Annotated in this window: 13 protein-coding genes; 9 read left to right on the forward strand and 4 right to left on the reverse strand. The window is 69.4% G+C overall.

From position 1 onward, the window contains the following. Window positions 1-155: 155 nt before the first annotated feature. Window positions 156-1,016 (reverse strand): alkaline phosphatase family protein, encoded by an 861-nt coding sequence (locus BT364_RS10710; protein WP_072484878.1) that lies wholly within the window; start codon window positions 1,014-1,016, stop codon window positions 156-158. A gap of 43 nt (window positions 1,017-1,059) precedes the next feature. Beyond that, window positions 1,060-3,177, reverse strand: coding sequence for an alpha-galactosidase (locus BT364_RS10715; RefSeq protein ID WP_079179391.1), 2,118 nt, complete (start codon window positions 3,175-3,177; stop codon window positions 1,060-1,062). Window positions 3,178-3,331: 154 nt separating this feature from the next. Between BT364_RS10715 and BT364_RS10720 the strand changes: the two genes are divergently transcribed. The 9 genes from BT364_RS10720 to BT364_RS10760 all read left to right on the forward strand — a co-directional run bounded on the left by BT364_RS10720 (window position 3,332) and on the right by BT364_RS10760 (window position 17,239). Further along, a complete protein-coding gene (locus BT364_RS10720) occupies window positions 3,332-4,489 on the forward strand; it encodes an ROK family transcriptional regulator (RefSeq protein WP_218172415.1) in 1,158 nt (385 codons plus the stop codon). Between the two features lie 141 nt (window positions 4,490-4,630). Then, the gene (locus tag BT364_RS10725; RefSeq protein WP_072484879.1) at window positions 4,631-5,905 is read left to right on the forward strand and encodes an ABC transporter substrate-binding protein; all 1,275 of its coding nucleotides are present in this window, start codon (window positions 4,631-4,633) and stop codon (window positions 5,903-5,905) included. After that, window positions 5,902-6,894, forward strand: coding sequence for a carbohydrate ABC transporter permease (locus BT364_RS10730; protein ID WP_256259683.1), 993 nt, complete (start codon window positions 5,902-5,904; stop codon window positions 6,892-6,894). Before BT364_RS10725 ends, BT364_RS10730 begins: the two co-directional genes overlap by 4 nt. 5 nt (window positions 6,895-6,899) lie before the next feature. After that, window positions 6,900-7,745: a carbohydrate ABC transporter permease gene (locus tag BT364_RS10735; protein ID WP_072484880.1), complete on the forward strand. Its 846-nt coding sequence runs from the start codon at window positions 6,900-6,902 to the stop codon at window positions 7,743-7,745. 231 nt (window positions 7,746-7,976) lie between these two features. After that, window positions 7,977-9,791, forward strand: coding sequence for a glycoside hydrolase family 5 protein (locus BT364_RS10740; protein ID WP_079179393.1), 1,815 nt, complete (start codon window positions 7,977-7,979; stop codon window positions 9,789-9,791). A gap of 57 nt (window positions 9,792-9,848) precedes the next feature. Then, window positions 9,849-11,603, forward strand: a complete 1,755-nt coding sequence (locus BT364_RS10745) for a glycoside hydrolase family 35 protein (protein ID WP_072484881.1) — start codon at window positions 9,849-9,851, stop codon at window positions 11,601-11,603. 79 nt (window positions 11,604-11,682) lie between these two features. After that, window positions 11,683-13,362: a glycoside hydrolase family 13 protein gene (locus BT364_RS10750; RefSeq protein WP_072484882.1), complete on the forward strand. Its 1,680-nt coding sequence runs from the start codon at window positions 11,683-11,685 to the stop codon at window positions 13,360-13,362. 79 nt (window positions 13,363-13,441) lie between these two features. Further along, window positions 13,442-16,483, forward strand: coding sequence for an alpha-mannosidase (locus BT364_RS10755; RefSeq protein ID WP_072484883.1), 3,042 nt, complete (start codon window positions 13,442-13,444; stop codon window positions 16,481-16,483). Window positions 16,484-16,543: 60 nt separating this feature from the next. Further along, window positions 16,544-17,239, forward strand: a complete 696-nt coding sequence (locus BT364_RS10760) for an HAD family hydrolase (RefSeq protein WP_072484941.1) — start codon at window positions 16,544-16,546, stop codon at window positions 17,237-17,239. A gap of 372 nt (window positions 17,240-17,611) precedes the next feature. On the opposite strand, the gene BT364_RS40910 is transcribed toward BT364_RS10760, so the two are convergent. Both BT364_RS40910 and BT364_RS42705 read right to left on the reverse strand, forming a co-directional pair. Then, window positions 17,612-17,845 carry a hypothetical protein gene (locus tag BT364_RS40910; protein ID WP_143166470.1) on the reverse strand — a complete coding sequence of 78 codons (234 nt, stop codon included), beginning with the start codon at window positions 17,843-17,845 and terminating at the stop codon, window positions 17,612-17,614. Window positions 17,846-17,877: 32 nt separating this feature from the next. Then, a complete protein-coding gene (locus BT364_RS42705; protein WP_072484942.1) occupies window positions 17,878-19,155 on the reverse strand; it encodes an ATP-binding protein in 1,278 nt (425 codons plus the stop codon). Window positions 19,156-19,205: the final 50 nt, after the last annotated feature.

Here is a 19,205-nt window from a genome sequence, read left to right on the forward strand (position 1 = left end):
GGGTCGAAGGCGGCCGAGTCGATGGAGTCGAGGGACGTGGTATCCACGGAGGGGACCTCTCTGCGGGACGCGAGTGGGGCGTCCGTGTGGTCGGCTGCCGCGCCTTGGGGTCGCCGGCCGACGGGTTTCCGCCGGCCGGCGGTTCCCTGCCGGCGTCAGGCGGTCTGTGGCGTGAGGGAGTGGAAGGGCCGTCCGTCGAGCGTCCAGTGCAGGTCGGGCGTGATACCCAGGGCGGCGTAGACGTGGGCGGCGACATCGGCGTGGCGGAGGCTGTCCGGTGGGGTGGTGGAGGCGATGCCGGGGCCGTTCGCAGCGATCCAGGCGGTGCGCTCCAATGTGCTGCGACCGCCGTGGCCGCCTTCGTCGCGGTGGCCGTGGTCGGTCACCACGATGACGGTCCACTCCTCGGACCCGGCGTCGGGACGTTCACGTACGGCGGTGAGGAGCTGTCCGAGTTGCCGGTCGGCGGTCTCGATCGCGCTTCGGTACTCGGCTCCGCAGGCGAGGAAGTGGGCGGTCTCGTCGACAGCGCCGAGGTAGACGAAGGAGGCGTCGAGGTCTTCGCCGGAGCTGAGAATTCTTGCGGCTTCGTCGGCCACGCTCTGGTCGCATTCATCCCAGCCCTGCGGGGTGTCCTCGCGCGGAGCGATGTAGGCGAGCCTGCTCGGGGCCGCGAAGACCGGGCCGCCCTGCCGGGCCAGGAACAGGGGTTCCCAACCTCCGGCCGCGAAGGTCCGCAGCCCCTGCTCGCCGGCCAGCCTGGTGGTGAAGTCGGGGAACACCCCAAGCCGGTTTCCGGAGAAGTTGTTGCCCCAGACCCCGTGCTTGGCCACGCCGACACCGGTGACGATCGTGGTCCAGCAGGGGCCCGACATGGTCGGTGTGTCGTCGTCGATGTGGACGGGCGCGAGGAAGCCGGCGTTCGCGATTTCGTCGAGGTTGGGCGTTTCCAGCACCGGCAGCAGATCGAGGCGGACGCCGTCGATTCCGACGACCAGGACGCGGGGTGTGGGCATGTTCTCGGTTCCTTCGTGGGTCGGGCAGAGAAGGGAGCGGGGGTCAGACGGTGCGGCGCAGCCGGATCAGGCGGCTGGCATAGTCGCCGGCGGGCAGCCGCAGGTCGATGCCCCGGCGGGTCAGGACGGCGCCGCTGTGGGTGATGCCCTCGTCGATGTCGAGGTAGCGGGCCGCGGGGTCCAGGGCCGGCAGGGCGAGCCCGGGGGCCGGGTGGCCGAAGCGGGTTGCGGGGCGCCAGGCGAGGACGGCGTGTTCGGTGTCGTCCTGGGACGCGTAATGCACGGCCGTCACTCCGTCGGGGCCGTGGAGGCGGTACTGGCGGCCGTGCTGGACCAGGGGGCGGATCTGCTTGTAGCGGATGACGAGCGCGGTGGCCTCGTCGAGCTCCTCCTCGGACCAGGCGGTGAGATCCCCGCCGAGGCCGAGCGCTCCGGCCATGGCGACATGGAAGCGGAATCGGAGAGGGGTGGTGCGGCCGGTGGTGACATTGGGGTTGTCGGTCACCCAGGCAGCCATGGCCTGAGCGGGGAAGAGCTGGCTGAAGCCGTGCTGGATGCTGATCCGGTCGACGGGATCGGTGTTGTCGGAGGTCCAGGCCTGGTCGGTGCGGGCGAGGATGCCGAGGTCGGCCCGTCCACCGCCGCCCGCGCAGGCCTCGATGCGAAGGCCGGGGTGGTCGGCACGGAGGCGGTCCATGATCCGGTAGACGGCGCGGGTGTGGTCGATCCACAGCCGGTCGGGGTCCGGATGGCCGGCCCATCCGGCCTCGGTGACGACCCGGTTGGCATCCCACTTGAACCAGTCGACGTCGTGGTCGCGCACCAACTGGTCCAGAGTCCGATGGGCCCAGGCCTCGACTTCGGGGCGGGCGAAGTTCAGCATGAGCTGGTTGCGCAGTTCGGTCGCGTCCCGAGTCGCCGCATGGACGACCCAGTCGGGATGGGCACGGTAGAGGTCGCTGTCGCGGTTGACCATTTCCGGCTCCACCCACAGCCCGAACGCCATGCCCAGGCGGTGCACTTCGTCGGCCAACGGGCGCAGCCCGTCGGGGAATGCCTCGGGCCGGGGTGTCCAGTCGCCGAGGCCCGCCCGGTCGCTGGTACGGCCGCCGAACCATCCGTCGTCCAGCACGAAGAGTTCGGCGCCCAGACGTGCGGCCAGCTGGGCCAGGTGCAGCTGGCCGGGCTGGCCGACGTCGAAGCCGGTGGCTTCCCACGAGTTGTAGACGACGGGCCGGTCCTGGTCGGGGCCGGGCAGGACGCTGGTGCGGATGTGGGTGTGCCAGGCGCGGCTGGCGGCGCCGAAGCCGCCGCGGGTGTAGAGGCCGGCGAAGACGGGTGTGTGCAGGCTCTGGCCGGGCTGGATGGTCCAGCTGAGTCCTTCGTGACCGAAGCCGCCGGTCCAGGTGGCCCGGCCGACCGGGGCGCGGTGCACGGTGATGCGCCAGCTTCCGCTCCAGGCCAGGGCGGTGCTCCAGACCTCGCCGTGTTCCTCGTCGGCGGTGCCGTCGTCGAGGGCGAGCCAGGGGCTGGCGTGGTGGCTGGTGAGGCCGCGGCGGCTGGTGAGCACGGTCTCGGCGACCGGGAGCCGGTCGCGCTGCAGCTGGAACTCGCTGTTCCAACCGCCCACGAGATGGCTGAGCCGGTAGTCGGGCAGTGTCGGCAGCGTCCAGGAGGCCGAGTCCAGCCGGTCGACGGTGATCGGGCCCGAGTCGTCGGCTCCGGTGTGGGAGAGTTCCACCCAGCGCTCGATGACGTCACTGCCGGGGCGGACGCGGTAGCCCAGTTCGGCGGCCAAAGGGTAGTGGAGGTCGGCCAGTTGCAGGCGGAGTTCTCCGTCCCGGACCGTGTGGCCGGTGAAGGACCACTGGGCGCCGCGGGTGCCATCGGCGAACCGCACCTGGAGGCCGGCCGGCCCGAACCGCGCACCGGTCTGCGGGGCCAATTCGTCCGGGGCGGGGTCTGACTCGAAGCTGCTCGCGGCAGGTGAGGTGGCCGCGGGCAGTGCACAGAGGGCGTCGGTGTCGAGCATTTCCCCCCAGTGCAGATGCCGGGGGCTGCCGTCGGCGCCGATGCGCACGGCGTAGACGCTGTTCGGGGTCCGCAGGACCACCAGCCCGCGGGTGGGGTCGAAGGAAACGGATGAGGGCGTGGGAGGCACAGGAGATCCCGAGGGGTGTCGAGCGTCGGTGAGGACCGGCAAACGGAAACGGCGAATGACGTTTGAAGTGGCCGGAGTTGGGCCAGAGCGTAGGGCCGCTCGAACGAGAAAATCAATACTGGACGAAGTTATTTATTTATCGTAGGTTGCCGCCGTGTTTCCAAACCACTCGCGACCACTGGTGACGGCACCGGCCGAAACCGCCATCCTCACCCTGCTGTTGGCCGAAAGCCCGCTCAGCCGGGTGGAGCTGGCCCGCCGGACGGGCCTGTCCTCGACCGCTGTGACCAAGGCCGCGCGACCACTCATCGACGACGGCTACCTGCACGAACTCCCCCCGGAGCGCACCGCCCCAGGGGCCGGACGCCCCGTGAACCCGCTGGCCGTCACTCCCGACCGGGAGTTCGTCGTCGGTGTGAAGATCAGTGCCGACACCCTCTACGGCGCGGTCTGCGACCTGCGGGCCCACATGCGCACCACCGCCAGCCGACCGTTGGGCGACCGCGACCCGGCCGCCGTGTGTGGGCTACTGGCCGACCTCGTCGCCGAACTTCTCGACGCGAAGCCCGAGTACCGGGCCCGCACCCGGCACCTGGGCATCGCGGTCTCCGGCGACGTGGACCGCCCCTGCGGGCGTGTCCGCTACTCCGCGCTCCCCAACTGGCACGACGTGCCGCTGGCCGATAGCCTCGCCGCGGCGACCGGCCTGAGCGTCACCCTGGAGAACGACGTCAAGGCCATCACCGCCGCCGAGCACTGGTTCGGCGAGGGCATCGGCACCGAGTACTTCGCACTGGTCACCATCGGAGCGGGGATCGGTTCCGGGATCGTCATCAACGGTGAGCTGGTCGCCGGCGCGTACGGCGTCGCCGGAGAGATGGGGCACATCAGCATCGACCCGGCCGGGCCACGGTGCCACTGCGGCCAGGTCGGCTGCGTCGAGGCCATCGCCTCCAGCGATGCCGTCCTCGCCGCCATCCGCCGCGCCACCGACGACCCGGACCTGGACTTCGACGGCGCCGTTCAGCTCGCCCGTGGTGGAAACCCTGCAGCGCAGGGCGTCTTCGCGAGGGCGGGCCACGCCATCGGTGTCGGCATCGCCACCCTTGTGAACCTCGTAGGTCCCGAGCGCGTCGTCGTCACAGGCGAGGGGCTCGACACCTACGACCTTTTCGGAATGCACATCAGGGACGCCTACGAAGCGCACTGCTTCAAAGCAGCGGCGAAATGCCCGCTGACCCTGCGTCCGCTCCCCTGGGAGGAGTGGGCCCGCGGCGCCGCCGTCGTCGGCATCCAGGCCCTCTTCCCCTGAACGAGCGCCACCATCCCGTTCGCCGGCCCAAGCTTCCGGCACAACCGATGTCCATCACCGTCTGCCAACTGTGAATGCCGGACACCGGCTGCGCCGGACAACAACACGTACACCCAACCCTCTCAACCTGAAGGACGCGAAGTGAGCGCACGGAGCTCCAAGCTTAGCCGCAGAGGATTCCTCGGCGGATCCATCCTGTTCGTCGCGGGAGCGGCGGTGGGCTGCAGTACCGACCCGACCGGCGGCGGCTCCTCCGGGGCGAAGACCACCCTGAACGTCTGGTCCCACGCCTACGGCGAGGCCGGCACCCAGCAGGCCCTCACCCGCTACGCCACCGCGTTCACCAAAGCCAACCCGGACATCGCGGTCAAGGTCACCTGGACCCCTGGCGACTACTCCGGCAAGCTCTACGCGACCCTGCTCACCGACGCCGCCCCGGACGTCTTCGAGATAGGCGACTTCAGCGAGAGCCTCGCCCGGCGGGGCCAGGTAGCCCCGCTGGACGACATCTACGGCAGCGCCAAGTCCGACTTCAACCCGGGCGCCCGCGACATGGTGACCGTCGACGGCAAGCTCTACGGCGTCAAGACCCTCGACGACGTCATGATGCTCTACTTCCGCAAGAGCGTGCTGTCCAAGGCCGGCATCACCCCGCCCGACAGCTTCGACGCGCTCGCCGACGCGGCCAAGGCCCTGAGCTCCAAGAAGACCAAGGGTCTGTTCGTCGGCCAGGACAGCCTGGGCGACAGCGCCATCCTGTCCGTGTTCTCCAACGGCGGCGACCTCGTCACCGACGACGGCAAGGCGGGCTTCGGCTCCCCCCAGGCCGCCGAGGCCGTGGCCGGGCTCAAGCGCCTTCACGACGACCGGTCCCTGCTGCTCGGCTTCACCACCGACTGGTGGGATCCCGCCGCCCTCACCCAGAACGTCGTCCCGATGCAGTGGGGCGGCCTCTGGTCGATGCCCGCCATCAAGACCGCGCTCGGCGACGACTTCGGCGTCCTGCCGTGGCCCGCCTTCAAGCCCGGCGGCAAGCCCGTGGTGCGCGTCGGCGGCTGGAGCACCTGCGTCAACGCCAAGGGCAAGAACGTGGAGGCGGCCAAGAAGTTCGTCCAGTGGCTCTGGATCCAGCAGACCGACCTCCAGAAGGACTGGTCGCAGAGCTACGGCCTCCACATCCCGCCGCGCACCTCCGTCGCCGCCACTGCCGACAAGCTCACCCAGGGGCCCGCCAAGGAGACCGTCGAGCTGGCCGCCAAGTACGGCAGGAACAACCCCAGCACCTGGAACACTGCTGTGAGCTCCCTCTTCACCGCGGCCGCGGCGAAGATCGTCAGCGGGAAGGGCGATGCGGAGCGGCTCCTGGCCGACGCGGCCAAGAAGGCCCAGGGCGAGATCGACAAGCAGCGCGCATGATGAAGTCCGCACCTCCACCCACGCTTCACCACGAGCGTGCCGGGTGCCCCGCGGCCGAGCCGCGGGGCACCGCCCCCGTCCGCCGTTCCCGCCCGGACTGGCGTGCCTGGGGAGCGTTCGCACTGCTCGCCGGGCCCCTGCTGATCGGCCTGGGCCTCTTCAAGTACGTCGCCATCGGCTGGAGTTTCCTGCTCAGCCTCAGCGAGGCCCGCGGCAGCATCGCCCTGGGTCACTGGGTCGGCCTGGACAACTACCAGGCGCTGCTCTCCGATGCGGTGTTCCGCAAGTCGCTCGGCCAGATCCTGTTGTTCACGATGTTCATCGTGCCGGTGACGTTCGCCGCGTCACTGGGGCTGGCGCTGCTGGTGCACCGGATCCGGCGCGGCCGGGCCGTGCTGCGCACCGCCTTCCTGATCCCGGCCGCCGTCTCCTACGTCGCAGCCTCTCTGCTGTGGAAGATGTCGCTGTTCAACGGGCTGCCGAGCGGCATCGCCAACACGGTCGGCGGATGGTTCGGCATGGATGCCGTCCCGTGGCTGCAGACCACCTCGCCGCCGCTGTACTGGGTCGTCCTCGTCACCCTCCGCCTCTGGCTCCAGGTCGGCTTCTACATGGTGCTCTTCCTGGCCGGGCTCCAGGCCATCCCCAAGGAGATGTACGAGGCCGCCGCCCTCGACGGTGCCACCGGTCTGCGCCTGCTGCGCAGGATCACCCTGCCGATGCTGCGCAACACCTCGGTGGCTGTCCTGATGCTGCAATTCATCGCCGCCTTCCAGGCGTTCGACGAGTTCTACAACCTGTTCAACAGCGGGCTGTCCGGGTCGGCCGCGGCCCCGGTCCGAACCCCCCTGGGCTACCTCTACGACACCGCGATGGGCTCCCAGAACTACGGCCTCGGATCGGCCGGAGCCTTCGTACTCACCGCCCTCATCGTCGGTGTGACCCTGATCCAGGGCCGGCTCACCGGCTTCGGCAAGGGGGAGGAGTGAGCAACATGACAACAACACGACAACTGCCGCAGGTAGTACGCCGGTCCGCGCGCGGCCTGCTGGCCGGCCTGCTGACGGCGGTATTCCTGGCGCCCTTCTACCTGATGCTGCGCAACGCGCTGATGGACACGCAGGGCCTGACGTCACCGGACTGGACCTGGTGGCCGTCGACGATGCACTGGGAGAACTTCAGCTCGCTCTTCAGCGACCCCGCCCTGCACATGGGCCAGGCCCTCGGCAACTCGTTGCTGATCGCCGCGATCACCGCCCCGGTGTCGACGCTCCTCGCCTCGGCCGCCGGATACGCCCTCGCGCGCATCCCGGTACCCGGACGCGGCGTCCTGCTCGCCCTGGTGGTGGCCACGCTGATGATCCCCGGCTCGGTGACGTTCGTCCCCACCTTCGTCGTCGTGGGCTCCATGGGCGGGGTCAACACGCTGTGGGGAATCATCGCACCCGGGCTGTTCAACCCCTTCGCCGTTCTGCTCTTCCGTAACTTCTACCTCCAGTTCCCCAGCGAGATCGAGGAGGCCGGACGCCTGGACGGGCTCGGCTGGCTCGGCCTCTACCGCCGGATCGCGTTGCCGTCGTCCGGAGCGATGCTCGCCTCGCTCGGCGCGCTCGCCTTCATCGACAGCTGGAACGCCTTCCTGTGGCCGCTGGTCATCGGCCAGGACCCGTCCGCGTGGACGGCCCAGATCGCCCTGTCGACGTTCCTCACCTCACAGACCATCAACCTGCCCGGCCTGTTCGCCGGAGCCGTCGTGACCATCGCCCCACTGGTGGCCATGTTCCTGGTCGCCCAGCGCTACATCGTCGAAGGCATCGCCACCAGCGGCCTCAAGGGCTGAGCCGCACCTGACTCCGGACCACCGGTCCGGGCCGCACCACCTGAAGGTCCAACCCCCACACCCACCCCACCCTTGGAGGGGACAATCATGAGATCCGACAGGTCGGCTCCCGCCGTCAGGAGATTCTTCTCCCGAGTTCTGCCTGCCACGGCAGCCGCGGTCACCCTCGTCCTCGCGGGAACCACCGGCTCCGTCGCAGCGCCCCCCAGCGCCGCCACCACCACTACTCCCATGACCGGACCGCAGTTGGCAGCCTCCTGGACGGCGCCGCTGAGTACCCGCGGGCGGTACATCGTCGATGCCAACGGCAACCGCTTCAAGCTGAAGGCCGGCAACTGGGCCGGTGCCCAGGGCACCTGGGAAGGCAGCGGCGACGTCAACGACCCCGCGAACCACCAAGCGGACCAGATGTCGCACAACCTCCCGTTGGGCCTGGACCGCGCGCCGATGACACAGATCATGGCCGACTTCCACGAGCTCGGACTGAACAGCATCCGGCTGCCGTTCGCCAACGCGATGATGCGCGACACCACGGTGGTACCGGACTCCGCGGTCGCGGCCAACCCGCAGCTGAAGGGCAAGACCCCGCTGCAGGTGTTCGACGCGGTGGTGGCGGCCCTGACCGCCGAGGGGTTCGCGGTCATCCTCAACAACCACACCACCTCCTACCGCTTCTGCTGCGGCCTGGACGGAAACGAACGCTGGAACAGCGGCCAGTCCGCCCAGCAGTGGCAGGACGACTGGCTCTTCCTGGTGAACCGCTACAAGGCGAACAAGCGTGTCGTCGGCGCCGACCTGCGCAACGAGATCCGCCGCGACACCTGGGACGACCCCAACTGGGGCTGGGGTGACGACCACGACACGTACGCGGCCTTCGAGCTGGCGGGCACCCGCATCCTGCAGGCCGACCCCGACATGCTGGTCATCATGGAGGGCATCAACTGGTACGGCATCCCGCTGGACGGGCTCGACTACGGCAGGCCGATGCTGACGCCGGTCCGTGAACTCTCCAACACCCTGATCACTTCGGGCAAGCTGGTCTACGCCGCGCACTTCTACGGCTACACCGGCCCGAACTACACGGGTGCCGACAGCGGACCGGGGCACACCAACGACTGGCCGTACGAGGACTTCCCGCTCGAAAAGCTGAAGCAACTGGTGCACGACGAGGCCCTGTTCGTCACCCAGTCCGGCCAGCACTTCACCGCCCCCGTCTGGATCAGTGAGTTCGGTGCCGGCGGCCGAGGGTCGCAGGACACCAAGGAGAAGACCTGGTTCGGCAACTTCACCGACATCCTGGTCGAGAACGACACCGACTTCGCCATCTGGCCGCTGGTCGGATGGACCGGTGCCAACGGCGCGCCGCAGGACACCTGGGCCCTGATCTCCTACGACACCGCCGGCAAACGGCAGAGCCTCAGCGACTCCGGTGACTGGCGGTCCGCCGACTGGAACAAACTGGTCAACGCCTCGGGAACGACCGGTCCGGTCGCACAGGTCAACCACTGGAACATGCTCAACCTCGACTTCCGCGACCACAATGTCTCCTCCCGCATGCTCGCTCAGGGCGACTGGAGCCCCGGCTACCGCAAGGGCAACTGCCCCGACAGCCAGCGCCTGACCGGTCTCGGCCGTAGCGACAAGCGCGGCCTGTGCACCGACGCGAACCAGCCCGCCAAGGGGGCCGGTGACTGGGCGGCCGTCCATGACGAGCGGTACGTCACCCACGGCGACTGGGCCTCGGGCTACAACAAGCTCCAGTGCCCCGACAACACCTTCGCCGTCGGCTACAGCGTCAGCGGCAACTCCATGGCCGGCCTGCTCTGCGCGCCGTCCGCCGCACCGCTGCCGCTCAACGGCCGCAACGTCTGGTTCGACCAGGGCAACAACCGCCCGGCCACCGGCGGCTCGGTCGAAAGCGACTGGGCTCCCGGCTACTACAAGGGTCAGTGCGCCGACAACGAGTACATCGCCGGTGTCGCCTTCACCTGGAAGTGGAACCACGGCGGCGTCCCCGACGCACTGCTCTGCCGCCCCCTGAGCTGACCCACCTCCACCGGTTCCACCAGTTCCATCAGTTCCATCATCGAGGAGACCACGGCCATGCCCCGACTCGAGGTTGCCGCAGACGGCTTCCGTCTCGACGACCGACCGCTGCGGATCATCTCCGGCGGGCTGCACTACTTCCGGATCCATCCGGAACAGTGGGCCGACCGGCTTCGCAAGGCGCGTCTGATGGGACTGAACACGATCGAGACCTACGTCCCATGGAATCTCCACTCGCCCCATCCGGGCGAGTTCCGGCTGGACGCAGGTCTCGATCTTCCCCGGTTCCTCGATCTGGCCGCCGCCGAAGACCTGCACGTACTGCTCCGCCCCGGTCCGTACATCTGCGCCGAGTGGGAGGGCGGCGGCCTCCCCTCCTGGCTGCTCGCCGACGAGGACATCGAACTGCGCAGCCGCGACCCGCGCTACCTGAAAGCGGTGGACGACTACCTCGCTGCCCTGCTGCCGCCCGTCCTTCCTTACCTCTCCACGCGTGGCGGCCCGGTCCTCGCCGTGCAACTGGAGAACGAGTACGGCGCGTACGGCGACGACTCCGGCTACCTGGAGGATCTGGCGGAGCTGCTGCACCGGCACGGAGTCGACGTACCACTGTTCACCTGCGACCAGCCCTCCGACCTGGAGCGCGGCGGCCTCGACGGCGTCCTGCGCACCGTCAATCTCGGCAGCCGGGTGGATGCCGGGCTCGCCGAACTACGCACGCATCAGCCGTCCGGGCCGCTGATGTGCAGCGAGTTCTGGATCGGCTGGTTCGACCGCTGGGGCGGCACCCATGTCACCCGCAGCACGGCCGACGCCGCGGCGGACCTCGACCGGCTGCTCGCGGCCGGCGCCTCGGTCAACATCTACATGTTCCACGGCGGTACCAACTTCGGATTCACCAACGGCGCCAACGACAAGGGCACGTACCGTCCCACCGTCACGTCGTACGACTACGACGCGCCTCTGGACGAGGCCGGCGATCCCGCCCCCAAATACGCCGCCTTCCGCGAGGTCATCGCCCGGCACGCGCCCGTACCCGAGGAGCCGGTTCCCGCCCCCGCACCCAAACTCGCCCCGGCAGCCGTGGAACTCACCGCATGCGCCGGCCTCCTGGACCAGCGCGAGCGGCTCGGCAGCGCGGTGCACGCCGACCGCCCGCAGGTCATGGAACAGCTCGGCCAGTCCTTCGGATTCGTCCTGTACGAGACGGCGCTCCCGGCGGCCGGGCCGACCGTCCTGCGCATCGCCGAGGTCCGCGACCGCGCCCAGGTCTTCGTCGACGGCCAGCCGGTCGGCGTCCTGGAACGCGAGAACCATGAGCACGCCCTCGCCTTCCACACCCCCCGGCACGGTGCACAACTGGCCGTGCTGGTGGAGAACCAGGGCAGGGTCAACTACGGGCAGGGCATGCACGACCGCAAGGGACTGCTCGGCGAGGTCTCCGTCAACGCACTGGCGCCGGAGAGCTGGTACAGCCGGCCGCTGCCTCTCGGCGATCTGGACCGGCTGTCCTTCACCGCGTTCGAGCCCGCCTCGCCCCCGGTCGGCCCCACGTTCCACCGTGGGCACCTGGACATCGAGCAGCCGGCCGACGGCTGGATCGCCCTGGACGGCTGGACCAAGGGCCACGTCTGGATCAACGGCTTCGCACTCGGCCGGTACTGGTCCCGAGGACCGCAGACCACTCTCTACGTCCCCGCACCGATCCTGAACGCCGGCCGGAACGAGATCACGGTCCTCGAACTGCACGGCGCCACCACCCGCACGGTGGAACTGCGGGGCACTCCTGATCTGGGCCCCGTCGAGGACTGACGTCCGTGGCACCGGACAACGGGCCTCAGCCAGTCGGACCGACCGGCCACGCCGACATGAACCTCCAGAAGGACCGAGAATGCCCCAGCCCCCTGCCAGCGCCCATGACATCGCAGCCCCGGCCGGATCCCCGGCGAACTGGTGGAGAGAAGCCGTCATCTACCAGGTGTACCCGCGCAGTTTCGCCGACGGGAACGGCGACGGCATGGGCGACCTCCCGGGCGTGCGCAGCCGGCTGTCGTATCTGAAGGAACTCGGCGTCGACGCCCTGTGGCTGAACCCCTTCTACGCCTCCCCACAGGCCGACGCCGGATACGACATCGCCGACCATCGTGCGGTCGAACCCACGCTCGGCACGCTGCTCGACGCCGAAGCGCTGATCCGGGACGCCCACGGGCTCGGGCTGCGCATCATCGTGGATCTCGTGCCCAACCACTCCTCCGACCAGCACGCGTGGTTCCTCCGCGCGCTGGAGGAGGGCCCGGGATCGGCGCTCCGGGAGCGGTACCACTTCCACCCCGGCAAGGGCGAGAACGGTGAGCTGCCTCCCAACGACTGGACGTCCGTCTTCGGAGGCCCCGCCTGGACCCGCACGAAGAACCCGGACGGCACCCCGGGCGACTGGTACCTCCACCTCTTCGCGCCCGAGCAGCCCGACTTCAACTGGGAACACCCGGCCGTCGCCGACGAGTTCCGCTCGATCCTGCGTTTCTGGCTCGACATGGGCGTCGACGGCTTCCGCGTCGATGTCGCCCAAGGCCTGATCAAGGCCGAAGGCCTGCCCGACATCGGGCGCACCGACCAGCGGAACATGCTGGGTACCGAGGAAATGCCGTCCTTCGACCAGGACGGGGTCCACGAGATCTACCGCTCCTGGCGCCGGATCCTCGACGAATATCCCGGGCAGCGGATCGCGGTCGCCGAGGCCTGGACGCCGACGGAAGAGCGCACCGCCCGCTACGTACGCCCCGACGAGCTGCACCAGACGTTCAACTTCTCGTACATGTGCGCCCCTTGGAGCGCCGACGAGTTCCGCCGGGTCATCGACGCCGCGCTGGACGCCATGCGGCGCGTGGGCGCTCCCACGACCTGGGTGCTGTCCAACCACGACACCACCCGGCACTCCACCCGCTTCGCCGGACCACAGACCGGCAGTCGGCTCGCTGAGGCGGGGGGCCGAGCACTCGGTCTGCGCCGGGCTCGTGCCGCCACGTTGTTGATGCTCGCGCTGCCGGGGGCCGCATACCTCTACCAGGGCGAGGAACTGGGACTCCCCGAGGTCACCGACCTGCCCGACGAGGTCCGCCAGGACCCGACCTTCGCCCGGACCCGGGGGGAGGACGGTTTCCGCGACGGCTGCCGGGTACCGATCCCGTGGACGGTCGAGGGCACCTCGTGCGGTTTCGGTACGGGCGGCAGCTGGCTCCCGCAGCCCGAGGGCTGGGGAGCCCTCAGCGTCGAAGCCCAGACCGGCGACCCGGACTCGACGCTTGAGCTGTACCGCAGCGCGCTCGCGGTACGGCGGGCGCACCCGGGGCTCGGCGCCGGAGACGCCGTCGAATGGACCGACGCGCCTGCGGGCGTACTCGTCTTCCGCCGCCAGGGCTTCGTCTGCACGATGAACACCACCGATGAGGCGGTACGCATCCCCGCACCCGGGCGTCTGCTGCTCGCCAGCTCCCCGGTCGGCCCCACCAACGGCTCCCACGGCGCGAGCTTCGAGCTGGACGCGAACGCCACGGTGTGGTGGACGGTCTGACGCCCCCTGTTCCCACACCGCTCCTGTCGGCGAGCCGACCGCAAGACGATCACCTCCTCCACCGACGACAGAGGATTTCATGCACAGCAAGCGACGCCTCACCGAGCAGCGGCTCGACCGGGTGCTGAACCAGCGCATCCGGCCCGCGGTCCACGCCCGCACCGTCCCGGTCGAGATCGCGATCTGGAGCGTGCCGGGCGAGCCGGTCCCCGTGGCCGACGGCCTGGCCGCACCGTACGAACCCGTGACGCTCGGGCACCGGTGGGGGCCGCCCTGGTCCACGAGCTGGTTCAGGATCAGCGGCAGGGTTCCGCAGGAGTGGGCCGGCCTGAGGGTCGAGGCGGTCATCGACCTCGGCTTCAACGTCACCGGCGCGGGCTTCTCCGCCGAGGGCCTGGTCTACCGGGCGGACGGCAGCGTGGTGAAAGCCCTCAACCCCCGCAACGCCTACATTCCGGTCGCCGACCCGGCGGTCGGCGGCGAGGATTTCACCTACTACGTCGAGGCCGCCGCCAACCCCAACCTGGTCGATGACCACATCCCGTCGCGGACCGGGGACCAGCCCTCCTGGATGACGGGAGCCGGCTCCGAGAGCGCGCCCCTGTACCAGCTGCTCCGACTGGACCTGGCGGTCTTCGACGCACAGGTGTGGGAACTCGCCCAGGACCTGGACGTCCTCGGGGAGCTCATGCGCGAACTGCCCGAGGCCGACCCGCGCCGCTGGCAGCTCCTGCACACCATCGAGCGGGCCCTGGACGAAGTCGACCTGCAGGACATCGCCGGCAGCGCCACCGCCGCCCGCGAGGTGCTGCGCCCGGCATTCGCCGCCCCCGCGGCCGCCAGCGCCCACCGCATGTCCGCAGTCGGACACGCCCACATCGACACCGCCTGGCTGTGGCCGCTGCGCGAGACCATCCGCAAGGTCGCCAGGACGCTCTCCAACGTCACCCATCTCATGGACGAACACCCGGGCTTCCTCTTCGCCATGTCCCAGGCCCAGCAGCTGGCCTGGCTCAAGGAGCACCGCCCCGAGGTCTACGCCCGGGTCCAGGAGAAGGCGGAGAAGGGGCAGTTCCTGCCTGTCGGCAGCCTGTGGGTGGAACCCGACACCAACATCACCGGCGGTGAGGCCCTCGTCCGGCAGCTGATCCATGGGAAGCGCTTCTACCTCGACGAGTTCGGCGTCGAGACCGAGGAGATGTGGCTGCCCGACACCTTCGGGTACAACGCGGCCATGCCGCAGCTGATGAAACTGGCGGGAATCCGGTGGTTCCTCACCCAGAAGATCTCCTGGAACACCACCAACAAGTTCCCGCACCACACCTTCTGGTGGGAGGGCATCGACGGCACCAGGATCTTCAGCCACTTCCCGCCGGTCGACACCTACAACGCCGAGATCACCGGCGCCGAACTCGCTCATGCCGTCGGCAACTTCCAGGACAAGGAGGCAGCCAACAGCTCGCTGCTCCCGTTCGGCTACGGAGACGGCGGCGGTGGCCCCACCCGGGAGATGCTGGCCCGGGCCGAGCGTCTCGTCGACCTGGAGGGCTCGGCCAGGGTCGTCATCGAGAGCCCCGCGGACTTCTTCGAGCGGGCACACGCCGAATACCCCGACGCGCCGGTGTGGCAGGGGGAGCTGTACCTGGAGTTCCACCGCGGCACACTGACCAGCCAGCTGAGGACCAAGCAGGGCAACCGGCGCGGCGAGCACCTGCTGCGAGAGGCCGAGCTGTGGTCGGCGACCGCCACCTTGCGCACCGGATTCGCGTACCCTTACCAGGCCCTGGACCGGCTGTGGAAGACGGTCCTGCTGCACCAGTTCCACGACATCCTGCCCGGCTCCTCCATCGCCTGGGTTCACCGGGAGGCGGAGCAGACCTACGCCGCCGTCGCCGCCGAGCTGTGCGCGATCACGGACGCCGCCCAGCGCGCCCTGGCCGGCGAAGGCGATCTGCCCGTGGTCTTCAACGCCGCCCCGTTCGCCCGCGACGGTGTCCCCGCCCTCGGCGCCACGCTCCGCACCCGGCCGCCGGGCCGACCCGTCGCCCCGGTCCCCTGCGGGGACGGTTTCGCGCTGGACAACGGCCTGGTCCGCGTCCGGGTCGACGCCCAGGGCCTGGTGACCTCGGCGTACGACATCGCTGACGAACGCGAAGCGCTGGCCCCCGGCGCCGCCGCCAACCTCCTCCAGCTTCACCAGGACTTCCCCAACGAGTACGACGCCTGGGACATCGACGCTTTCTACCGCAACACCGTTCACAACCTCCTCGACGCCGACTCGGTCAGGGCACAGGAAGGCGGTGTCCGGATCGTGCGGACCTTCGGTGACTCCCGCATCGAACAGCTGATTTCCCTGTCCGAAGGCTCCCGACGGCTGGACATCGACACCGAGATCGACTGGCACGAGAAGGAGAAGATCCTCAAGGCATCCTTCCCGCTCGACGTGCGGGCCGACCACTCCAGCGCGGAGATCCCCTTCGGACACGTCCGGCGCCCCACCCACACCAACACCAGCTGGGACGCCGCCAAGTTCGAGATCTGCGCCCACCGCTTCCTGCACCTCGGCGAACGGGGGTGGGGCGCGGCTGTGGTCAACGACTCGACCTACGGGCACGAGGTCACCCGGGACGTCCGCGCGGACGGCGGCACCACCACCACCGTCCGGCTCTCCCTGCTCCGCGCTCCTCGCTTCCCTGACCCGGATGCCGACCAGGGCCACCACCGCCTGCGATACGGGTTCGTCATCGGCGCCGACATCGCCGACGCCGTCCGCGAGGGCTACGCGTTCAATCAGCCCGAGCGCAGCCTCCTCGGCTCGGCCGAGGTCGAGCCGCTCGTCAGCGCGGACAACGAGAGTGTTGTCATCGAAGTGGTCAAACTCGCCGACGATCGCTCCGGCGACATCGTCGTACGCCTCTACGAGGCATACGGGGGACGCACCCGAACCGTCCTGACCGCCGGATTCCCTCTGGCCTCCGCGGTCGAGACCGATCTGCTGGAGCGCGAACTCGACCCCCGCGGGAGCACGGACGCTGTACAAGCGGACGGCCGAAGAGTGCACCTGGCACTGCGCCCGTTCCAGATCCTCACTCTCCGGCTGAGGCCCCGGAAGAGTGACTGACCGAGGCTCTCCGGGAATGGAACCCCGGAGCCACCGACCTTACGAGTGATCAACCAAGCCATGACCAAAGAAGGTAGGACCGCCGTGCCCGCACCCCCCGCCGCTGTCCTGTTCGACATGGACGGCACGCTGGTCGACACCGAGCGTCTCTGGCTCCAGACCACGGCCGATCTCGCCGCCGGTCTCGGCCACACCCTCACCGAGGAGGACCTGCCCGAGGTGCTCGGCCGCGCTGTCGAGCACACCGCCGCCCACCTGTGCCGCATGACCCGGACCAGCTTCACTGCGAACGCCTTGGCCGAGATTCTCAGCGACACGTTCAGCAGCAAGGTCGCCGCCGAGGTCGTCCCCCGGCCCGGCGCACTGGCGCTGCTCGCCGAACTGAGCGACGCCGCCGTGCCCACCGCGCTGGTTTCGGCCTCCCCTCGCCGCGTAGTGGACCTGGTCCTCGGCAGCCTCGGCGATCACTGGTTCACCGTCACTCTCGCTGCCGAGGACACCGAGCGCACCAAGCCCGACCCTGCCCCCTACCTGGCCGCCGCCGATCGACTCGGGTTGGACCCTGCGGCCTGCGTGGCCGTCGAGGACACTCCGACCGGGGTCGCCTCCGCGCGCGCGGCCGGCTGCTCGGTGCTGGCCGTTCCCTCCACTGTGCCGATCGCCAAGGCCGACCGGATCACCTTGCTGGACAGCCTCGAGCAGGCCGACCTGGCGCTGCTGTCCACGCTGACCGTGCCGACGACGCCGGCCGCCTGATGCCGCTTCCTGGCAGTGGCGGACCTTCGGGTGGTGTACTCGGCCAGACTGCTTCAACTCGCCAATCAGGACGGCGAATTGTCAGATATATTCTGATTCGGCGAGGATCTGCCGGTGCGGCGGCTCGGCCTTGGCGCCATGGGACTGACCGGCCCGGGGGCGTGGCGCGAGCCCGCAGACCGGGACCGGGCGGTTCGCTGCGGACCGGGCCGCTCGCGCCCCTGCGTGCGCCCTCGTCGCAGCCGACCGCGCCCGGCCCGGCAAGGCCGAGCACCTGGTTGTCCTGCCTGGTATCACCGTCCTGCGACGGGGCGGCCGTCGCGCCGACTGCCCAGTCCTGGTGGGCTGGCAAGCCGGTCCGCGTCCTGGACCTCACGCCTCCAATTGCTGCTGGGGGCGTCGCTGCTCATGGCGCAGTTCTTTCGACGCGCCGGGTGAACAGGGCAAGGGCCTGCGCCCACGCCCAGCCCGGAGGTTCGCTTCCTCCTCGATGGAGTCGGCTGTCTCCTGGAGGAAGTAGCTGCGCTCGCGGTACCTGTAGTAGCCGAGTAGTGATCGCACCGTTCCGCAGTCGTCGTGCCCGGTCATGTCTGACTGTGTCGTCACGCCTCCGCTGGCCCCGGCTGGAACACCCGACATCACATGCGCGCGTAGTGCTCGATGTCTTCTCTGAACTTGGTGAGAGCCTGGTCGGTGAGTGTGGGACGGGTGTCGGCGATGGCAGCGAGGTAGTCCTCGGTGCTGGCCGGCGCGCCTTTGCGGTCAGTGACTTCGCGTTCGAATGCAGCGTGGGAGCCTTTGCGGGCGGCGAACTCGATGTCGGCAGGTGTGAACATCTCACTGGCCAGCACCAGTCGATGCAGCTCGATGTCGTCGGCGGCTGGGCTGAGGTAGCGCTGCCAGATTGCCGCCCGGGCCTTCGGATCGGGAGGACCGACCGGAATGACGTAGTCGAACCGGCCAGGGCGCAGAAACGCCGGATCGAGGGAACGGACGGAGTTGGTCGCGCAGATCAGCAGGCGGTCGTCCTGGTCGCGGAAACCCGGGATCAGCTTGAGCAGTTCGTTGGTGACTCCGTGGCCGGGATCGACGGCCTGACCGGACCGGACGCCGGCGATCTCCTCGACCTCATCGATGAACAGCAGAACGGATTCAAGCACCGCCAGATCGGCGAACGTGTCCCGCAGAGAGGCGGCCAGGCCGCCAGCGGCACCCTCCGTGAGCCGGGAGGGAAAGAGTTCCACGAACGGCCAGGCCAGCCGGGAAGCGACGGCCTTGGCGAAACTGGTCTTTCCGGTACCCGGCGGGCCGAAAAGGATGACGGCTTTCGGTGGCGTCACCCCGTACCGATCGGCCAGTACGGGCTCGGCCAGCGGCAGCACGATCCGCCGCTCAATGGCTTCTTTCTCTCGTTCCATGCCCGCGAGGGCACCCCAGAGCCCCTGCGGCAGCACCCTCCCGCCGAGCTCGGCGAGCAGGCCCGCATCGCTCGCGCCGAGATGCTCGACCTTCTCGTAGAAGATCAACCCGTCGCGAGTGCGGTAACCGGAGTTCTCCAGCGCCGTGGTTCCGGTGGTCCCTGGGGCGAGCAGCGCACCGATCCGGCGTACTCCCTGTATGCGTAGACGCCTCTCGATTTCCGCGATCAGGGCGCTCCCGATTCCGCGGTTACGCCACATCCTTGCGAGGGCCACCAGCGTGATCCAGGCCCGCTCGCCCTGGGCCTGTGCCACTGCCATGCCCACCAGGTCCTCGCCGACCACCGCAACCACTGCGGTCCCGGTCCGGGCTGCGGCCATGGCCTCAGAGACGGGGAACACGGGAGGCATGTCGTCGGCCTGCCGGTCCTGATCCCATATCTGGACTACATGGTCCAGATCGTCGTCATGGAAGTCCCGCAATCGCCACGTCGGCATCATCGCCACCTTGTCGGCAGGGTCGCCACCGCCTTGCCGACGCCCTGGCC

Origin of the sequence: Streptomyces atratus (assembly GCF_900119365.1) — a bacterium.
Taxonomy (GTDB): domain Bacteria; phylum Actinomycetota; class Actinomycetes; order Streptomycetales; family Streptomycetaceae; genus Streptomyces; species Streptomyces atratus_B.

What these genes read in the sequence shown, in the direction of transcription:
- BT364_RS10710 (WP_072484878.1), bottom strand. Translation starts at nt 1,016, where the DNA reads ATGCCCACACCCCGCGTCCTGGTCGTCGGAATCGACGGCGTCCGCCTC.
- BT364_RS10730 (WP_256259683.1), top strand. Translation starts at nt 5,902, where the DNA reads ATGATGAAGTCCGCACCTCCACCCACGCTTCACCACGAGCGTGCCGGG.
- BT364_RS10735 (WP_072484880.1), top strand. Translation starts at nt 6,900, where the DNA reads ATGACAACAACACGACAACTGCCGCAGGTAGTACGCCGGTCCGCGCGC.
- BT364_RS10740 (WP_079179393.1), top strand. Translation starts at nt 7,977, where the DNA reads ATGACCGGACCGCAGTTGGCAGCCTCCTGGACGGCGCCGCTGAGTACC.
- BT364_RS10745 (WP_072484881.1), top strand. Translation starts at nt 9,849, where the DNA reads ATGCCCCGACTCGAGGTTGCCGCAGACGGCTTCCGTCTCGACGACCGA.
- BT364_RS10750 (WP_072484882.1), top strand. Translation starts at nt 11,683, where the DNA reads ATGCCCCAGCCCCCTGCCAGCGCCCATGACATCGCAGCCCCGGCCGGA.
- BT364_RS10755 (WP_072484883.1), top strand. Translation starts at nt 13,442, where the DNA reads ATGCACAGCAAGCGACGCCTCACCGAGCAGCGGCTCGACCGGGTGCTG.
- BT364_RS10760 (WP_072484941.1), top strand. Translation starts at nt 16,544, where the DNA reads ATGACCAAAGAAGGTAGGACCGCCGTGCCCGCACCCCCCGCCGCTGTC.
- BT364_RS42705 (WP_072484942.1), bottom strand. Translation starts at nt 19,155, where the DNA reads ATGCCGACGTGGCGATTGCGGGACTTCCATGACGACGATCTGGACCAT.